This window comes from Bdellovibrio sp. HCB-110 (genome assembly GCF_047323225.1).
Classification (GTDB): domain Bacteria; phylum Bdellovibrionota; class Bdellovibrionia; order Bdellovibrionales; family Bdellovibrionaceae; genus Bdellovibrio.
In genome coordinates, this window is sequence record NZ_CP178750.1 from 1,324,571 (window position 1) to 1,341,852 (window position 17,282).

Annotated in this window: 16 protein-coding genes; 10 read left to right on the top strand and 6 right to left on the bottom strand. The window is 44.8% G+C overall.

All coding sequences use genetic code 11. The features are described from left to right. The first annotated feature begins 46 nt into the window (after positions 1–46). From ACL934_RS06305 to ACL934_RS06325, 5 genes are all read left to right on the top strand, one after another. A complete protein-coding gene (locus tag ACL934_RS06305) occupies positions 47–1,252 on the top strand; it encodes a S41 family peptidase (protein WP_374078922.1) in 1,206 nt (401 codons plus the stop codon). A 169-nt stretch (positions 1,253–1,421) separates the two neighbouring features. Further along, a complete protein-coding gene (locus ACL934_RS06310) occupies positions 1,422–2,039 on the top strand; it encodes a hypothetical protein (RefSeq protein WP_374078923.1) in 618 nt (205 codons plus the stop codon). Positions 2,040–2,078: 39 nt separating this feature from the next. Then, the gene (locus tag ACL934_RS06315; protein ID WP_374078926.1) at positions 2,079–3,299 is read left to right on the top strand and encodes an RDD family protein; all 1,221 of its coding nucleotides are present in this window, start codon (positions 2,079–2,081) and stop codon (positions 3,297–3,299) included. Beyond that, positions 3,296–4,243, top strand: a complete 948-nt coding sequence (locus tag ACL934_RS06320; RefSeq protein ID WP_374078929.1) for a rhomboid family intramembrane serine protease — start codon at positions 3,296–3,298, stop codon at positions 4,241–4,243. The genes ACL934_RS06315 and ACL934_RS06320 overlap by 4 nt, the downstream gene beginning before the upstream one ends. Before the next feature lie 101 nt (positions 4,244–4,344). Next, a complete protein-coding gene (locus ACL934_RS06325; RefSeq protein ID WP_374078931.1) occupies positions 4,345–5,226 on the top strand; it encodes an endonuclease I family protein in 882 nt (293 codons plus the stop codon). 302 nt (positions 5,227–5,528) lie between these two features. Here the strand turns inward: ACL934_RS06325 and ACL934_RS06330 are convergent, their stop codons facing one another. Further along, positions 5,529–5,906 (bottom strand): hypothetical protein, encoded by a 378-nt coding sequence (locus ACL934_RS06330; protein WP_374078932.1) that lies wholly within the window; start codon positions 5,904–5,906, stop codon positions 5,529–5,531. Between the two features lie 148 nt (positions 5,907–6,054). Between ACL934_RS06330 and ACL934_RS06335 the strand changes: the two genes are divergently transcribed. Beyond that, positions 6,055–6,663: a hypothetical protein gene (locus ACL934_RS06335; protein WP_374078933.1), complete on the top strand. Its 609-nt coding sequence runs from the start codon at positions 6,055–6,057 to the stop codon at positions 6,661–6,663. 53 nt (positions 6,664–6,716) lie between these two features. On the opposite strand, the gene pruA is transcribed toward ACL934_RS06335, so the two are convergent. Both pruA and ACL934_RS06345 read right to left on the bottom strand, forming a co-directional pair. Continuing rightward, positions 6,717–9,665, bottom strand: a complete 2,949-nt coding sequence (gene pruA / locus ACL934_RS06340; RefSeq protein ID WP_374078936.1) for an L-glutamate gamma-semialdehyde dehydrogenase — start codon at positions 9,663–9,665, stop codon at positions 6,717–6,719. Between the two features lie 209 nt (positions 9,666–9,874). Continuing rightward, entirely contained in the window at positions 9,875–10,594 is a 720-nt protein-coding gene (locus ACL934_RS06345; protein ID WP_374078938.1) for a TIGR02147 family protein, read from the bottom strand. A gap of 214 nt (positions 10,595–10,808) precedes the next feature. Between ACL934_RS06345 and ACL934_RS06350 the strand changes: the two genes are divergently transcribed. Both ACL934_RS06350 and ACL934_RS06355 read left to right on the top strand, forming a co-directional pair. Then, the gene (locus tag ACL934_RS06350; protein ID WP_374078940.1) at positions 10,809–11,912 is read left to right on the top strand and encodes a hypothetical protein; all 1,104 of its coding nucleotides are present in this window, start codon (positions 10,809–10,811) and stop codon (positions 11,910–11,912) included. Continuing rightward, a complete protein-coding gene (locus ACL934_RS06355; RefSeq protein ID WP_374078943.1) occupies positions 11,878–13,203 on the top strand; it encodes a hypothetical protein in 1,326 nt (441 codons plus the stop codon). Before ACL934_RS06350 ends, ACL934_RS06355 begins: the two co-directional genes overlap by 35 nt. On the opposite strand, the gene ACL934_RS06360 is transcribed toward ACL934_RS06355, so the two are convergent. Next, positions 13,200–13,787 (bottom strand): fumarylacetoacetate hydrolase family protein, encoded by a 588-nt coding sequence (locus tag ACL934_RS06360; protein ID WP_374078945.1) that lies wholly within the window; start codon positions 13,785–13,787, stop codon positions 13,200–13,202. The two genes, ACL934_RS06355 and ACL934_RS06360, sit on opposite strands and share 4 nt — an antisense overlap. After that, entirely contained in the window at positions 13,784–14,275 is a 492-nt protein-coding gene (locus ACL934_RS06365) for a phosphoglycerate mutase family protein (protein ID WP_413613222.1), read from the bottom strand. Before ACL934_RS06365 ends, ACL934_RS06360 begins: the two co-directional genes overlap by 4 nt. An 83-nt stretch (positions 14,276–14,358) precedes the next feature. Here ACL934_RS06365 and ACL934_RS06370 point away from each other — a divergent pair, with 83 nt between their 5' ends. Next, positions 14,359–15,258 (top strand): Hsp33 family molecular chaperone HslO, encoded by a 900-nt coding sequence (locus ACL934_RS06370; protein ID WP_374078949.1) that lies wholly within the window; start codon positions 14,359–14,361, stop codon positions 15,256–15,258. A gap of 34 nt (positions 15,259–15,292) precedes the next feature. Here the strand turns inward: ACL934_RS06370 and ACL934_RS06375 are convergent, their stop codons facing one another. Then, on the bottom strand, positions 15,293–15,760 hold the full coding sequence (locus ACL934_RS06375; RefSeq protein ID WP_374078952.1) for a hypothetical protein: 468 nt from the start codon (positions 15,758–15,760) through the stop codon (positions 15,293–15,295). 361 nt (positions 15,761–16,121) lie between these two features. Between ACL934_RS06375 and ACL934_RS06380 the strand changes: the two genes are divergently transcribed. Beyond that, complete coding sequence (locus tag ACL934_RS06380) at positions 16,122–17,219, top strand: sensor histidine kinase (protein ID WP_374080445.1); 1,098 nt, start codon at positions 16,122–16,124, stop codon at positions 17,217–17,219. The last annotated feature ends 63 nt before the right edge of the window (positions 17,220–17,282 follow it).

Sequence of the window (17,282 nt, forward strand, 5' to 3'; positions counted from 1 at the left end):
AGACCGAGTGTGGACGCGCTCGGTCTTTCGCTTTTGAAAGATCACCATGAGTCGAATTCTGGCCATTCTTCTGGCGTTCTCTTGCGCCTTTGCCGCTTATCACTTCACCTTGCAAAGAGGTTTCGTAAACCCTTATCCGGTGGTTTGTGATCTTGTCGCGGAAAAAATATTCTTAGAAGACGAGCAAGTTCGTAAGTGGAAGCGCACCTGTCATCGTCGCAGTCGTTTAGTAACGCCGTATTCACCGAAAAAATTAGTGATCAAAGATATCAACAATGCGTTGGGACTTCTTAACGTTTCTCATCTCGAGGTCTATGACTCTTCGGAAGTGAAGAGTATCTGGAGAGGAGAAAGCTTAGAGACAGGCATTGAAAGCGAGTTCGTGGATAGCGAGCTTGTGATCTTTAAGCTGCATCCGAAGTCACCAGCGGCTATGCAAGGTCTTCGAAAAGGGGACGTGATTAAAACGATCAATGGTGAGCAGCCCAATCCTTGGGAAGCCCAAAGCGAGTCAGGCATTTACTCTATTGAGCGCGGAGACAAAGTTCAAAGTTATCAAATCAAAGCCGCGTCGATCCTGCGCGAAGAAGGCATTCACTTTGAAAAACTGAAAGGGAATGCGGCCGTGATCCAAGTGCCCTCCTTCCGTGCGGATTTTTTTGCTGATGCGAAAATCAAAGAACTTGAAAACGAGTTGCAAGGTGTTCGCCGCCTCGTCATAGATCTGCGGGGAAACATCGGCGGAAATTTTGTCGCGGGTCTTCGATTTTTATCGTTGATGATGTGTTCACCGGAAGAAGTGGGAAGATTGATTCGTCCACGCTTTGCAAAGGACAACTCGGCGGAATTGCCAAATGATTTAAGTGACGAAAAACAACTCGCTGTGCTGGATCAGCATCGTGAAGTGATTTTAAAAACGTTCAAACAAGAATCCTGCTATCGCGGCGAGGTGCGAGTTTTGGTGGATGGCAAAACATCTTCCGTTGCAGAATTGGTCGCGCAAGCATTGAAAGAATTCCGCAAAGCTCCGCTCTTGGGCTCTCCGAGCCGAGGACAGCTCCTTGTCGGGGTCTGGTATCCGCTGAACGAGATTGGTCCAGGTGTGGAGATTTCCATCCCTGAGGCTCTCTATTTGAGTCACGGAAAACATCGCATCGAAGGGAATGGTGTCGAGCTCGATCGCGTGCTCTATTACAACCTCTCGGAAATGCAGGCGGGTATTGATTCTTGGGTGAAAAAGGCTCTGGACTAGACTCACGAATTCGAGATTTTTGTGATTCAAAATGAGATGATCATTTTAATACGTCAAACATCTTTTGTTCGTCTGTTAATCTCTTTTTCAGCAAGAGAGAATAGGTTAGACTTATAAACGGCACGCCCTTCGCATTGATAGACTTTGAACATACTGCGAGGGGTACAAAATGAGGAACGCGCAAGTGATCGAATTTCCAAAAGCTCAGTCAGTAAGAAAAAGATTGCAAGACAAGGCTCAAGAACAAAAAGCGATTTTGGTTCTTTCCATTGCATCAGTTCTTATCATGACCGTTTTCCTCAATCAGTGGCTGGTGCAAGGTCCTGATTCCCTCGTTAATGATGGCAAACGTAATGTCGCAAGCTTTGAGCCTGCTGCTTTCGCAAAAGATGTGAAGTGGGAGCATGATCTTGCAAAACGTTTGGCTTCAGACAAATCGACTTTGTCAGCAAGTCTTGCGGAGTCTCCGACTTTGCGTGATGAATTGATCTTTGGTTACCTTGAAGGCAAGTACGGTATGAAACTCGCTCAAGGTCGTATTGAGAGTCTTGAATTTATTGATGCTCAAGCGGGTGAACACCCGATGACGATCACAGATAAAGCCGATTTCCTTATGAAGTATTCCGAAGCCTTCGGGATGAACTATAGCGAAGTCAGTCTTGCGCAAAACACAGCGGAAGGCGAAGAGGTCTATACCTTGGTTGGTTCTGGCAAAGAGATCGTTGGCAAAGCTCACTTTGTGAAAGATGAGCAAGGCCGCATCCACGCCATCAATTTTACACAATAGTTGCTTTAGTCTTTCCTGTCCCAAGCCGATACGATCTGTATGGTATTTCCAGATCTATCGGCTCCAGAAGTTAAGCCACAAACAGATAAAGTTATCGCGACACCGATTGCATCCATTGCAGACCGTTTTCTCGCGCTTATTTTAGATTTTCTCATCTTTTCTCCGGTGGTCAGTCTGCTGATTGCCGGAATGGTTCGTCAGACAAAGACGTTCTTTTTGCTCAATACAGCTTCACAAGAGGGGATCATTGCCGCTGGCCTGGTTGTCGCGATGGTGATCTTTGTGACGACACTGTTGCAGGCCGTGTTTTTGTATTACTGGCAGGCGACTCCAGGGCAATTCTTTTTGCAACTTCGTGTGGTTTCTTATCCGCATGAACAACAGCGCCTCAGTATCAACCAGTGCATCCTTCGTTCTTTCATGTGGTGCGGGGGATTTTTGTTCTTAGCGGTTCCTTTCTTAGAAATTGCCAGTCATCCACTTCGTCGGGCTTTTCATGAAAGAGCTTCTGACACGATGGTTGTGACTCTTAAGAAGGTTTATGACGAAGGCCCGCATCCTTTGGAATCCCGTTTTATTTCTTCATGGATGCGCATGAGCTTTTTGTTCCTGATGTTGTTTGGTGTTTTGGGTTTCTTTAAAACCTATCATTCATTGCGCAGTGGTGCTTACCATGAAAAAGACACGGGTTCTGCGTTTGCTTGTAAAGAAATTAAAGAGTCGGATCTTTCCGGAGCTTCGCGCTTGGATGCGGCTTTATCTTTATTTATGCTTAATGAAATCACGTCGGAGTGTTTGGAAAAAGAAGCTGAAGCCTCGTTGTGGGGAGATCCGGTGAACTCTCAAGAGCTGGCTTATTTAGCTAAGTTCGTGACGGCGGAAGGCTCTGATCAGGAAAAGTATTTTAAAAAAATCTGTGAAAATGCCACTTCGTCGACTTGTGCTATCGCTCGATACATGCACGAAGATGGTTCCAAGGAAGATCTAGAACAGGCCAGTTCCGATCTTTGGATCACGCGTTTGTTGCTCTCGGATGAGAAGTACACAAGCCAAGACTATGTCGGCAGCTTGAAGCTCATTGAAGAACTGCAAAAGGTCCCAGCTTTAAAATCAGCTTTAGAAAAACGCTACGTGCGTTCTGTTTGGGCACTCAATCAGGTGGCGACGAAACCTTTGAAGAAGGGGCGTGTGCCGGCAAGTGCGGATTCGGATCACGATTCGTGGATTGAACGCTTCAAAGAGCGGTACGAGGTCCCATGATTTTACCTTGTCCTGAAGACATCCGCGATTACACACGCTTTCCGCTGACGATCACGTTGGTGGTTCTAAATATTTTTATCTTCGTGTTGATCTTTAGCGGGGCTTCAACAAGTTTGTCCTCGTCTTCATTGCTTAAAAAAGACGGACTGACTTTAACTGGCCGCCTTTATTATCAGTATCTGCAGGGTTTGCCATCAGAAGTTCTTTATGAAAAGCCTTCGTGGGTTCATGAAATGAAATCCAACAACCTAGAGCAAATGGGTGTGCTCGGTGCCTATGCTCTTCGTGATGCTCGCTTTTTAGAAAATGCGGAGACTCTGGCGTTTAAAGGCGACGAAGTTCTTATCTCTTCTTGGAAAAATGAATTTGTCGAGTTCCGTAAGAAGTATCAAGAGCAACTCCTTTATCGTTTCGGTCTAAGCTCTTTAGAGAAGGGTCCCTTAGCGTGGCTCACTTATCAGTTTTCTCACTCCAACTGGATTCATCTGCTTTCTAATTTAGCATTTTTAGCTTTGATTGGTGTGGCAGTGGAAGGCCTTGCCGGCAGTGGAACGTTGTTATTCATATACGTTCTAGGCGGAATTGCTGGAGGAGCAGGTTTCTTACTCTCTGACTCTCATGGAACAGTCCCCATGGTCGGAGCGAGTGCTTCGATCAGTGCGCTTTTAGCTTTCTATTGTGTGGCGGAAACAAAAATGCGAGTGCGATTCTTGTATTTTGTATCTCCCGTGCCGGGTCAGTACGGTGCTATTTATTTACCGACGTTGATGATCGTGCCTTTATTTTTAGTCGTAGATTTGGCTAATTTATGGGCGACCCCTGAGGGTTTAGGGAGTGGCGTGGCCTATGCTGCTCACCTCGGAGGCACGGTAATAGGAGCTTTGGCGGCCCTTGCTTACAGAGGAAAGGCTCCATCGACTCCCTCTATAGCACCGCAGCTATAGCTCTGTAATTTCTATACACCCGTTGACAGCAATATTACCAATAGGACACATTGTCCGCCAGAGGCTGAACATCACCCCCAACTTAGAAATGGCGGACCTGAATGATGCTACTAAAGCTCATTAAGTCAGTGATTGTATTTACATCGTTATCTCTTGTTTGCGTTGCTAATGCGGCTCAAACATCTCGTGCCGTTCCTTACTATGGGGACGAGTTCTACCGCGATTTAAAAGCGGGCATTTCCAATGAAGATTTGGAAAACAGATTGAAAGCTGTGTTGAGAAGTTTCCACGTCGCTCGTACTAGCGGAAACGATCTTATCGTTAAGAATTGCATGCAAGGACAGAAGCAAGGTCGTTGTTATGCACATTCGGCTATCGGCTATAATGCGGCGAGAGTTTTCCTTTTGGGGAACTACTACCTTGTCAAAGATAGTGAAGGTTATGCAGTTCGTGATGTTTATTGCGATAAAGAGCGCACTCGCAATGATTTCCGTGGAAACCCACCGTCCCCTGGAACTATTCCTAATAATAAAGTGATCAACGTGGAGCACACATGGCCACAAAGTCACTTCACAAGAAGATTCCCGGATGAAGTTCAAAAATCAGATCTTCATCACCTGTTTCCGACGGATTCACAATTGAATGCGATTCGTGGCAACAACATGTTCGGAGAAGTTTCTCACGATTTGATGGATCTAAAGTGCCCAGCTTCACGTTTTGGGTTGGGAACGGGGGGATCGGATGAGGTTTTCGAACCACCTCAAGGTCACAAAGGGAATGTGGCTCGTGCTTTGTTCTATTTCTCTGTTCGTTATGATCTTTCTATTGATCCACGTGAAGAAGATGTTCTTCGCAAATGGAACCATGAAGATCCTGTCGATGAAGATGAAATGAAAAGAAACGAAGAGATCTTCAAAGTTCAAGCTAACAGAAATCCATTCATCGACTTCCCAGAAATCGTCGACAGAATCGGTGACTTTTAGTTAATCGATCATAATATTTTAGGATTTCATCAGGAAAGCCTGCTTCGTAAGCAGGCTTTTCGCGTTTCAGCGCTCATATTTACTGCATTTATCATTCTTTTTTTAAAAATCTTAAAAAATCTGTAATAAGGCTCTTGCCTTCCCATTTTTGTTATGCTGCAATCATTTCTACGGGAGGGGTGATACCACGGAAGGTATAGGGGAGCATGATGTTCTCACCTCTATTTTAATTAAAATGCAAAACCCACAGTAGCGATACTGTGGGTTTTTTCATTCCGGGGCTCCTGCCTGAATTTCTTTAATTACTTCGATTTTTCGGTTTTGCAACTAGGGTGGATGGCTTGGCCTGACCACTTGCCGTCGCTGCACGTGATGGTGTCAGAGATGCAAATTTCTCCTGGAGGAACCGTGGCATTTAGATAGCCCGTCGCTTTCCCACCATCGGCGATAAAGCCCAACGGAGTTTCACAACCTTTTCTTTCAAGTTCAGTCGTAGGACTCGTTGTCGCGGGAGCGGCTTTGATAGCTGTCGGAGCCGCTCCACGATAAACCTTTTCGCCTTCTCCTGGTGGCGGAGCTGCTTTTGGCAAAACAGGTTCTTCTGTGGATGGAGTTGAAGTGGTTGGCTGACTAGAGCAGCCCGCGATCAAAATCATGGTGATAAACAAGATTTTTTTCATAATCTTATTTTGCGGGAAGAAAACATGTTTTTTCAAGCAAGAACAAGCATTTACCCAGCCACTTGTCTTATTCTGAGTCTCTTTTTGTCAGCCTGGCGGTCAATATAAATTGTTTCAAGTTTATGAGTGATGAGCCGAAGTGTTTGTCATGAAAAACTTCATTCTATTTGTTGTGACTGTGACATTAGTAGCATGTGCTAAAGAAGATGATAGCTCCGAAGGTCTTGAAGGATCTTGGCAGACGGAGTGTTCAAAGAGCAGTTCTACAAGTTCCATCTCGTCTCTCAGTTTTAGTGGCGGAAGTTTTACTGGTGCGGCTTTAGGTTACGCTGGGCTGACTTGTAGTACGCCAGCTATCGAGATGAATATAACGGGAAGCTATATTGTCGGCGGAGTCGTCAAAGAAAATCCAAAGAGTTACGCACTCGATTTAACCTATGGCCCAACGACGATGAAAGCACTTTCACAGGCCCAGGTAGATCATTTTAATACAAACAGTTATTGCGGTTTTACGGATTGGACGTTGAATGTTGCAAAGGATGTCTCTGGCTTAACTTGCGGTGGCTCGCAGGTAGCCGCTGTTGGTAAAAAATATTACGATATTTTTGCTATTTACAATTATTCCCTGTCAATTGACGACGTTAAAATTCATGATATCGGTGATCTTAACTTTGGGGGCAACGATGCGACCTACGATGGTTCAACTCCCGAGAAGAGGCCTATTTCTTTAGCAAGTCCCAACTACAAACGAAAATAAAAAAAGCCAGCTTGGAGCTGGCTTTTTCGTTTTTGAAATCTAAATTCTAAAAACTATTCTTCCGCTGGAGCGAATCCGCGGCGAAGAGTGTTTTCAGTCACGGCTGCTGGTTCCATGTATTGTTTGATGTAATCAGGGCCACCGGTTTTTGAACCGATACCTGACATTTTAAATCCACCAAAAGGATGACGATCGACCATCGCACCTGTGATACCACGGTTGACATACAAGTTGCCCACTTCGAATTCTTCTTTCACACGAGCGATATTAGCAGGGGAGCGAGAGAACACGCCGCCTGTCAATGCATACTCGGTGCTGTTCGCGATTTCCAAAGCTTGATCCAAGTTTTTCGCTCGAATTACAGCCACAACGGGACCGAAGACCTCTTGTTGCGCCAATTTTGCGTCACCTGGAACGTCACCGAAGATTGTTGGTGGAACGAAGAAGCCATTTGTTGGCGCTTGTCCTTTGAATAACAACTTATTCGTTTTTTCAGTCTCAGCGATTGTATTCAAAATACGCTCGTGAGCTTCTTTGTCGACAACAGGACCCATGTAAGCTTTTGGATTTTCAGCTGACAAAACCTCGATAGATCTTGCGGCTTCCACCAAACGCTCGGTGAAACGATCATAGACTTCATCAAGCACGATCACACGGCTGGCAGCAGAACATTTCTGACCGCTGAAACCGAATGCGGAATAAAGAACTCCGTCCACGGCTTCATCAAGATCCGCATCGTTATCGATGATGACAGCGTTTTTACCGCCCATCTCGATAATGCATCTCTTAACATGTTGCTGTCCCGGTTGAACAACAGAAGCTCTGTTCAAGATATGAAGACCAACGGCTTTTGAACCTGTGAAGGCAATTGTCGTCGTGTACTTGTGATTCACGATGTATTCGCCAACTTCTTCACCAAAACCAGGAAGAAAGTTGATCACGCCCGCTGGGAAGCCCGCCTCTTGAACCATTTTCATCAAGCCCCAAGCGACTACAGAAGATTGCTCTGCCGGTTTCATTACGACAGTGTTTCCAGTCACAGCTGCTGCTGTCACCATGCCGGCAAGGATCGCCAGAGGGAAGTTCCATGGAGCGATAACAGCCACAACACCACGAGATTTGTAGATGTAGTGAGAAAGCTCTCCAGGAAGTCCGCCAACGCGAAGAGGTTTTTGCAAATTGCGCATGTCGCGCGCATAGTAACGGCAGAAGTCGATGGCTTCACCGATATCACCATCAGCTTCCGCCCATGGTTTACCGACTTCCATCACTTGCGTTGCAATCAATTTGAAACGATCGCGTTGCATGATGTCTGCAAGTTTATCAACGAGAGCGGCACGCTCTTCGGCAGGAACGTTCTTCCAAGTTTTGTAAGCCGCTTGGGCCGCTTGCATTGCTTGTTCCGCGTGTTCAACTGTTGCCATGTTGATTTTGCCGACAACTTGAGAACTTTCAGAGGGATTCACGCGATCAAAGATTTTATCCGTGCGAACTTCTTTGTTGTTGATCATCAAAGGAACATTCACAGGCAATGTCGCGCGCATATCAGCCAAAGCTTTGATCATTTTTTCGCGATCTGCTTTGACTGCGAAATCCAAAAGCGGTTCGTTATAGAACTTGCCTGGTTTCTTAGGAATAACTGGAGAGGTTGGAGTCAATCCTTGCGCAGGATCTTTCAACAACTCCGCAGTTGTTTTGTTATCAGCAAATTTTCCGCGCAACCAAGATTCATTGGAAGAGTTTTCTAGCAAACGACGAACAAGGTACGCCATGCCCGGAATCAATTCACCCACTGGAGCGTATTCACGCAAACGGTAACCCATATCAACCAAAGTTTTCTTGATCGGTTCAGCCATTCCGTAAAGCATTTGGAATTCCAAAGCCTCTTTCGGGATGTTGAGTTTCTCGGCGTAGATCATACAAGCTGCCAAAGTTCTGACGTTGTGAGAAGCAAAAGCCGGGCGGATGTATTTGATATTTTCAAGCAAGTACTTCGCGCACACTTCGTAGTTCGCGTCAGACTCTGCTTTGTTTGTGTAAACTGGAACTGGCCAGCCACGTTGTTCCGCTTCGATTGTTTCGTAATCCCAGTAAGCACCTTTCACAAGGCGAACCCAGAATGGCGTGCCACGTTTTTGCGCGAAGTCTGTCAAAGCTTTGACGTCTTCGAAAGAATCACGCAAGTAAGCTTGGATCACGATACCGAAGTATTTGTAGTTTTTAAATTCTGGTTCATTGATAAGCTCTGTGAACACTTCAAGAGTCAGGTGTTTAACAGAGTACTGTTCCATATCCAGATTGATGAACACACCTTTTTGCATTCCCAAACGAAATACAGGGCGCATACGGTCTTTCAAAATTTTCTTAGACTCATCCCAAGCAAGGTCTTTGATTTGCGAGTAGAGTGCTGTCATTTTCACAGACACGTTCACTTTTGGAAGAGCACCTTCGTGATCGCGATCGATCTGCGGAACTTCGTCCCACTTCTCAGCGTCCTTCGCAAGCCAGTTCACAAGTTCCACGTATTTGTTTGTGTACTCTTGCGCTTCTTTTTCAGACAAGATGGCTTCACCCAAAATGTCGACGGTGAAAGTCATTTTATTTTTACGCGCTTTTTTCAAAACGGGAAGAGCTTCGTCTGGATTTTCACCTGTGATGAACATCTTCGCCATACCGACGACGTTTTTCTTAATCGCGCCAGCCATCAAGCCCGGAGCCAAAGAACCCAAACCAAGTCCCACGTTGAAGACCGGAGGAAGTGTGCCGCCATCTTCAGAGAAATATTCTTTCAAGTGACGGGCAACTTCGTCACCGGAGTTGATGGAAGGAAGAACGTCCACGAAGCGGAACATGTTCGTTTTGAATTTTTCATTTTTCATACTCCATTCCATGATGGAGCCATACCAGAAATCTTTAGAAAAAATGGAAGCCTTTGATTGGCTTTCCATGCGCTTCATAATCTCTTCGCCACGGGCGACGATTTGCGATTGGATATCGTTCATATTTTTACCTCAATGAGAGGGCCGCATATTCCCTCTCTGAGAGGCAAAACTCAAGGATTTTGCTCGTTTGCTGGTAGATAAGTTTATTCGCGATTTGGAGTGAGGTCGAAGGTATTGATGTGGCGCATAAAAACACGAAATAATTCATATTTAAGCTCATGGACCGCTTGGTTCCCTCAGCGGTCCATTTCATTCTTTGATAATTCTGATTACCAAGGGAAAATTTGGACGTTGATTTCGTAGACTTCTTTTTTATCGCCGCTTTCCAAGAAGCGAGCCGTGCGCTCCATAAATTTATGAATGCGCTCTTTAGCAAGAGGTAATTTCTTCGGATCGATACATACACTCAAAGAAGAAAGCTCGCGCTTTTCAACTGGAACGCTGTCAATTTTTTCAGTGACACGCTTCAAAGAAGCCTTGTGAGCAGAGTGAGCGACCTCAGAGGGAGCATTCAAAGCGGCAAGAATATGTTCGTGTCCAACAGTCACTTTATTTTCTTGAACGGAAATCAGTCCCAGTGTCTGTAAGTTTGCAAGAATATCTTGAACTGACTCTTCAGAGATCTTCAATTTTTCAGAAATCCACTGAGGATCTAATTTGAAATCTGAGGCTGTCGTTAGTGCTAACAAAGCAAAGTGAGCTGGATCAGAAAAGACAGAGAACTTATCTGCAGAGAAAGAAGATGTCGTCGCTTTGTCTTTTTTAAACTGCGTTTGAATTTTGGCCATTTGTTCTTCGCTTAAACCCAGGCTGTAAGCGATTTTCATAGCCGTTTTGAGAGAGCAATTTCTTCTATTAGAGAAGTAATCGTTGAGTTGACCGATCGAGATGCCGCAGCTTTTTGCAAAGGATCTTTTTGAGTAGCGCGGGTTGCGGCCTTGTCTTTCTGCAAGTAGATCTTTTAAAAGTTGAGGAAATTGGTTTCTCATAAATCACTCCTTCGTTACGGGATAAAAATTACCAAGAAGAAGAAGTGCCTCCCACGAAAACGCTAGAAAATGGGTGAGCGCATAGGGATTGCGTGTAAGGCGCATTAATTGAAGCTGACCAGCGCTAAATGTTAGAGTGTCGAAAGTTTAGACGGCGGGAGGCCCTATATCCCTCATAGTGCGGGTCTGACTCTTGAAATAGTGTCTCTTAATTATGATGGCATTTCTGCGCTCAGCTCTTTTAATAGGCCTTTTTATCGGCTCCCAGGCTTCTGCCCGGGAATGGTCGGACTATGTGAAAAGCGTCAGTGCCCGTGTCGTTCCTGAGAGTACGGAAGCTCGTTTGATTGAAGCCACTTATTTCCAAATTCTGGGAACTTCTGCAGGGACGCACGTTTGCTTTATCGTCAAAGGCGACGTCGAAGTTCTTGGTCATCTAATAGGTGTTGCTGAATCAGGAAGAGAAAAACTCAATCAACTCTGTGAGCAACAGATCCAAAACCGTGTGGGCTCGACGATTCAATTTAAAATGCGTGGTCATAAAGAGCGACTGCTCCAGCGCCCGGGCAAAGCCTATTACATAGTTCCAGAGTCCACGCGTTTCCCTTACGACAGTTGGACAGATTTAGAAAACAGAACATATATTTCTTCGACCGCTTTGCGTGAAGGCAGGCTGACTCGTGTCCTTATTCACGAACTGCAGATTGCTTTGGATGACAGAGACAATCTTTTAAATAACTGGGATCACCAGAACGATTGGTTGGTTAGTGACAGACGGGAAATGAGAAGTGTCCTGGGCTCTGTCTATGAAAGTCCGATGCGCAAAATTTTTGCCGTTATGCGAGCTTTCAATTATGAAGACGCCGTCTTAAATAACGTGCAGATGTTGAATAACCCCGAGTGCTTGCAAGTGGCTGAATCCGTCATTCAAGGTATGGAAAAAAATTATTCAGCCAAAGAACGAGCCTTGTTGTACGCTGCTTGGAATCAGGTTCGTTCGACAGGCTTATCGTTCTCTTTAAATCCAGCTTATATACTTCCTGATACCGAACATACCACCAGTTACAGAAAAGAACTGAGTCTATGTCAGTTCATGTCTTTGCCTTTTGTTGTCGCAACAGACCACTTATCTGACGGTCCGCGCCCGCGCATTGTTCCTCCCGTGGGAAATGGTGGCTTTGTCATCGATAAGAAAAACGAGATCATCATCGAGCAGATTCGTCGTAATCAAACCGTGAACGGCTTGCTGCTAAAAAAGAAACTTGATCTGAAAGGAGACTCGGATGCAATCCCTTCCGTGGAACCAACTAAAGATTAAGACGGAAAGTCTTCTTAACGCTTTTAAGTATCAAGAGGCGTCAGAACTTTTGCTCGCGACTGTTTACAATCAAATTTATGATGAACGTGAGCGTCAGTTGATGCTTGCAAAAGTTTATATTTACCGAGGTCTTTTTAATATGGCTGACGAGGCTCTTGAAAACTTCCAAACATTGGGAGGAGATCAAGAGCGTTGGCTTGTGGAAAAGCTCGGTTTGTACTACATGGCCGGGCATTTCGCTAAATGGAATACGACGATTGCTAAAGCTCTCGCTCAGTTTTCGGGGACTCTGCAACAGCGTTTTTGCAACTTAACTGTGAATGAACAGATCGCTCTTCTAAAACATTTTGAAGAAGCCGGATTTATAACGGAAGTTATTGAAGGTTATGAATTTTTAAAGACACAAAAACTTGATGAGTGGGAGTCTTTAAAAATCGACGCTCAGCTTTTGCGTTTGAGTTCTTTATGGAAAATCAAAGCACCGCTGGCAGCGCTTTATCAGAAGCTTGTGCTTCTTTCTAAAGAAGAGATTACCACTGATTTTTACGTCGAGGTTCAGCACGCTCTTGTTTTGGCGGAATTAAACCTTTTGGGAGCCGAGGTCGCGCAAAACCGCTTGCAACAGATTCTATCTTCGGAACTTTATGCGTTTGATAAGAGATTGATCCTTTATGATTTCGTCGAGCTGTATGTTCAAGTAGAAAAAAAGCGTCCAGTTATGGATTTCTCTTCCGAGAGCTTGGGAGAGTTGAGCGCTTATGAAATCCACATCCAAAAAATGCTTGCGCACAAAGAAAAAGATCTGGCGTTCAATGCATCCGAAATGACCAGCAGTTCTTGTTTCCGTTTGGTAGCTATGGCAAATAATCTTGGAATTAAAATGTCAGGCTCACAAAATCAAATTTGCATTTTCCTTATCGAGCAGTTCTCAGCTAAAACAAAAAAACTTTGGAAGACCAAACTGAATATCTTTGCAGAGTCAGATGAAAAAACCGCCGTGTCTTTCCACGAAGGTGTTTTGTCCTGCGAAGGGAAAGAGCTCTCACTGAAGAATCAACCGATCCTGGCTTCGATTGTGGATTTGGTTTCTCAATCCCAAGATATGGTGTCTTTGCAGACCTTGTCTTTGAGTCTCTTCCAGCAAGAGGCGGATTTAAGCATTCAAGATCGTCTTCGTGCCCATATCAATCGACTCAATCGAATTTTTGAATCGCAGTTGGGCATCAACAAGCCCCTGAAAATCCGTGAAGGGCAGTTGGTCAGTAATATTCAATTCATTAAAGCGTCTTAAATGACTTTCCAAGAGTGACGAGCTTTGGAACTGATTTCTGCTTCTAAAACGTCTCCCACTTTTATAGGGCCCACTCCCGCAGGAGTCCCAGTTAAAAGTAAATCTCCAGGAACCACAGGAAAATGTTGGCGGACATATTGGATCAGTGATTCCAAAGAAAAAATCATTTGCGATGTGTTGCCATTTTGACGGACTTCGCCGTTCACCTTTAAACGTATTTCCAGATTTTTCAGCTCATCCAAATCATTCACTGGAAAGAAATTTGAAAGCGGGCAGGAGTCTTTAAAACTCTTTGCCAAAGTCCAAGGGTGACCTTTGCTTTTAAGCTGATTTTGTTTGGCGCGGTCGGTGAGATCAATCGCGATACAGGCTTCATCAATTTCTAAGTTGTCGTTGAATCGTAAAGCCAACTCGACTTCGTGATGAAGTTCCGGAGTCCATGAGGGCATGTGAATTTCTTTTGCCGCGATGGAAGAAGTGCTTCCGGCTTTCAAAAAAATCATTGGTTCTGTGGGAACTTCATTTCCTAATTCTTTGGCGTGCTCAGCATAGTTACGGCCGACGGCCCAAATATTTTGAATCATAGTTGCACCTTCTTGAATTCTAGGAATTCGTAAATGCCATCACTGTTCACTTCAAAGCCAATGTATTGGCAGGGACTCCAATGGGAGAATTCTGAATCCGTGAGGTCCTTATCACTTGGTAGAACGCTCATGGCTTCGACAACCAGGTCATAGTGGCTGCACAGAAAAATCACGCCCTCTTTGCGAGCCGCAGCTCCTTCAAAAAGTTTTTCAATACGTGAGCGGAAGTCAGAAAGATTTTCGTCTCCCTGTTGCTCAAGCAGGGCTTCGTTGATTTGCATCGGCAAACCAAAATGCTGAGAGACGGGGCGAAACGTACTATGTGTGCGCTTTTTAGGGGAAACCCAAAGTTCTGTGGGTTGTGGGAGCTCATTTTTAAGCACCTTGTCGAGAACCTTGGATGCTTGTGCATGTCCCTCGGCGGTCAAATCGGGATCGCCGGAAAAGTCCATGGCTTTTTGAGCATGTCTAAAGAGATAGATCTTCATGATTTGGGTTCTCTCTGCTTGAAATTCGTAGATCGCTTTGTTACGTTGCCAGAGTAGTTTTCCATAGAGTGCGGGAGTTTGTCATGAGTAAAGAACGTGTTCATCGTTTTGTTTCCAAAGATTTGACGGTGCGGATCGCCGCAGTGAACGCGACTGAAGTTGTGAAACACATGCAAGGCCTGCAAAATACATATCCTTTGGCCACGGTTGCTGTGGGGCGTAGCATGGTGGGAGCGCTTTTAATGGCGTCTCAATTAAAAGACGGTCAAATGGTGGGACTTCTTTTCAGAGGTAATGGCGCTTTGCAAAGCGTTTACGCTGAAGCTTCTTTTGATGGCCACGTTCGTGGTTACACTCCAAATCCCCAATACCAACCACCAAATTATGAAAATGGTTTAAGCCTTAAAGAGGCCATTGGGAATGGCACTTTGAGCGTCGCTCGCCACCAGCCTTTCCAGAAGCAGCCTTTTCACGGAACAGTGGAGTTGGTCAGCGGAGAAATTGGTCAAGACATTGCCCACTATCTTCACCAATCCCATCAGATTCGTTCTTTGGTTTCTTTGGGCGTTTATCTTGATGCCTACGGAAAAGTTCAGGCCGCAGGTGGAGTTTTGATTGAGGTCATGCCTGGAGTTTCCGAAGCCATGGTGGAAGTGATTCAAATGAATTACGAAGACTTCCAACCCAACATTTCCAAAATGTTAATGGAAGGTGCGCAACCTGTGGATCTGGTAAAACCGTTCATGGCGGGTATCGACTTCCAAGAGATTGAACACAATCATGATATTGAGTATTTCTGTCCATGCACAAAAGATCGCGTTGTGCGCGCCCTTGAAACTTTGGGTGAGGAAGAATTGCAAGATATGATCAACAAAAATGAAACTGCCGATGTGACTTGTCAGATTTGTGGTCGTCCGTACACTGTGACGGTTCCAGAAATTCAAGCGATCAAAGATCGTCTTTACAAAGAATCTTTGCACTAAGGGAACCATCAAGAGTCCCTTAGTAGTTTAAATATTATTTACGAAAAGTAACGTCGACGTGCAGGTCATGCATGTTGAGACCCAAGATTTCCACGGAACCAATGGAAGCTCCACCGCCCAAACGCACGTCACCGATATAAATGCTTTTGAAAGAAGACGGGATTGCCATTGTCGTTTTCACGTCAAGGGCATTGATTGTCATTGTGCCGTTGTACTGAACGCCGTCAATCACGATCTTGTCCAAGTTGATTCCCATAGCGCCAAAAATGAATTGCGTCTGCGCGATGAAAGTCTCTGCACTGATTCTGCCGTCTCCGTCAGCGGCATCTTGAAGCAATTGATCTTTGAGTTTTACAAAGTCAGCAAGGATGCGTTGTTGGTTGAACCCTGCTCGGCCCGTCACTTCAGAAAGTTCGGCATCGCTCATGGCTTGAAGAGAGTAGGCTGGATGAAACGACATAAGGCAGGCAAAAAACACCAATGATTTAAAAACAGATTTCATAGAATCTCCTTTTTGATGAAAGTCCCTTTTTGCAATTCAAGAGCCAGTTTGTTCAAGTTACGTCTCTGAAAAATGAATTTGTGTTCGAGTATTTTGACGAAACGTAGAAGGGCGAAATTACCAACTCGCACAGGTGCAAATGATCGAAAGTCATGGCGGAGTCATCGGCCTTAAGGATGGCTTTGAGTGGTAAACCTATTTTAGGCACTGTCAAAGCTTTAGACAGGCGGGCGTGGCTTGTCGCGTTTATAGGGTGGGAGTGGGGTTTGCTTTACCTTAAGGTATGGATATAACCCATTTTAAAACCTCTAAATCAGTTCCTATCGTCTGGTTGTCTCTTTTTTTGGGGATAAGTTTGATAGTGGCTCTTTTAAGCTTCTCTTATGAGGTTTATACGGCGAAGTCTTCCGTCGAACAATACGTGGGTATTTGGGAAGACGACATTGCCCAAGCGAAGATCTTTCAGGGTGATCCGACCTTACAGAATAAAATTTTAAAACAGCTTAAAGAAGTTCATGCGGCCGTTGGTGTGACGGAAGTTCAAAATCCCGAGAAACTTCAGTGTGTCTTCTCCACGGACGTCCCAATCACTTACAACTCGCTTCCCTCAGGCAGCATGAGAGTGTGCTTTAACTCTGTCGATTTGGTTGTAAAGGCTCTTTTATCTCCTTTATTCATGTTGGGCATTCTCCTTGGAATGATTTTCCTGGGTGTAGGACTTCGCCGTGAATTCTTGAATCAGTTGCACGAACAAAAACTGGAAGCAGAGCTTGCGTTGAATAAAGAAATCGCGACGATCTCTCGTCAGGTTGCTCACGATATTCGCGGCCCTTTGATGGCGCTCACGACATTAAGTCAGCTTTCTCATGAAATGGGTTCTGATAAAAAAGAACTTTTAGATCTCGCGGTTTTAAGAATTCGTGGTATCGCCGAAGATCTTTTGACCAAAGGTAAAAAGAAGAAAACAGAAGAAGCGGCAGTTAAAAAAGAAGAAGGACCGGATCTTTCTCGATTGATGGAATCCCTTCTTAAGGAATATCGTTTTTCTCATCCCAAAGTGGATTTTACTTGGCACAAGCATATTCACTCGGAAAAAGCGTCCGTGTCTCTGGAATCCATCAAGGTTCAAAGAGTGATTAGCAATTTGATTAATAATTCCCTGGAAGCTTTGCCAGAAACAGAAGCGTCCATCAATTTGACCTTGATGGAAAGACAAGAGCATTGGTTGCTGCAAATCATGGATAATGGTTGTGGCATTCCTGAAGAAGTTCTTCCGCGTTTGACTCAAGAAGGTGTTAGCCATGGCAAAGAACAAGGACATGGTCTAGGTCTTTTTGATGCGCGCAAGACACTAGAGTCCATCGGTGGAGAATTACAAATCCGTTCTCGCGTGGGTGTTGGAACCCAAGTCGTTCTTTTATTCCCAAAGACTTCAGAAAATTTAGCCCAGATCTCTTAATCTCAAACTTCCACATAACTTGACCTCGCTCTGAGGGACCGCCATGCTATTGGCATGTATAAA

What these genes read in the sequence shown, in the direction of transcription:
- ACL934_RS06305 (WP_374078922.1), top strand. Translation starts at nt 47, where the DNA reads ATGAGTCGAATTCTGGCCATTCTTCTGGCGTTCTCTTGCGCCTTTGCC.
- ACL934_RS06310 (WP_374078923.1), top strand. Translation starts at nt 1,422, where the DNA reads ATGAGGAACGCGCAAGTGATCGAATTTCCAAAAGCTCAGTCAGTAAGA.
- ACL934_RS06315 (WP_374078926.1), top strand. Translation starts at nt 2,079, where the DNA reads ATGGTATTTCCAGATCTATCGGCTCCAGAAGTTAAGCCACAAACAGAT.
- ACL934_RS06320 (WP_374078929.1), top strand. Translation starts at nt 3,296, where the DNA reads ATGATTTTACCTTGTCCTGAAGACATCCGCGATTACACACGCTTTCCG.
- ACL934_RS06325 (WP_374078931.1), top strand. Translation starts at nt 4,345, where the DNA reads ATGATGCTACTAAAGCTCATTAAGTCAGTGATTGTATTTACATCGTTA.
- ACL934_RS06330 (WP_374078932.1), bottom strand. Translation starts at nt 5,906, where the DNA reads ATGAAAAAAATCTTGTTTATCACCATGATTTTGATCGCGGGCTGCTCT.
- ACL934_RS06335 (WP_374078933.1), top strand. Translation starts at nt 6,055, where the DNA reads ATGAAAAACTTCATTCTATTTGTTGTGACTGTGACATTAGTAGCATGT.
- pruA (WP_374078936.1), bottom strand. Translation starts at nt 9,665, where the DNA reads ATGAACGATATCCAATCGCAAATCGTCGCCCGTGGCGAAGAGATTATG.
- ACL934_RS06345 (WP_374078938.1), bottom strand. Translation starts at nt 10,594, where the DNA reads ATGAGAAACCAATTTCCTCAACTTTTAAAAGATCTACTTGCAGAAAGA.
- ACL934_RS06350 (WP_374078940.1), top strand. Translation starts at nt 10,809, where the DNA reads ATGATGGCATTTCTGCGCTCAGCTCTTTTAATAGGCCTTTTTATCGGC.
- ACL934_RS06355 (WP_374078943.1), top strand. Translation starts at nt 11,878, where the DNA reads ATGCAATCCCTTCCGTGGAACCAACTAAAGATTAAGACGGAAAGTCTT.
- ACL934_RS06360 (WP_374078945.1), bottom strand. Translation starts at nt 13,787, where the DNA reads ATGATTCAAAATATTTGGGCCGTCGGCCGTAACTATGCTGAGCACGCC.
- ACL934_RS06365 (WP_413613222.1), bottom strand. Translation starts at nt 14,275, where the DNA reads ATGAAGATCTATCTCTTTAGACATGCTCAAAAAGCCATGGACTTTTCC.
- ACL934_RS06370 (WP_374078949.1), top strand. Translation starts at nt 14,359, where the DNA reads ATGAGTAAAGAACGTGTTCATCGTTTTGTTTCCAAAGATTTGACGGTG.
- ACL934_RS06375 (WP_374078952.1), bottom strand. Translation starts at nt 15,760, where the DNA reads ATGAAATCTGTTTTTAAATCATTGGTGTTTTTTGCCTGCCTTATGTCG.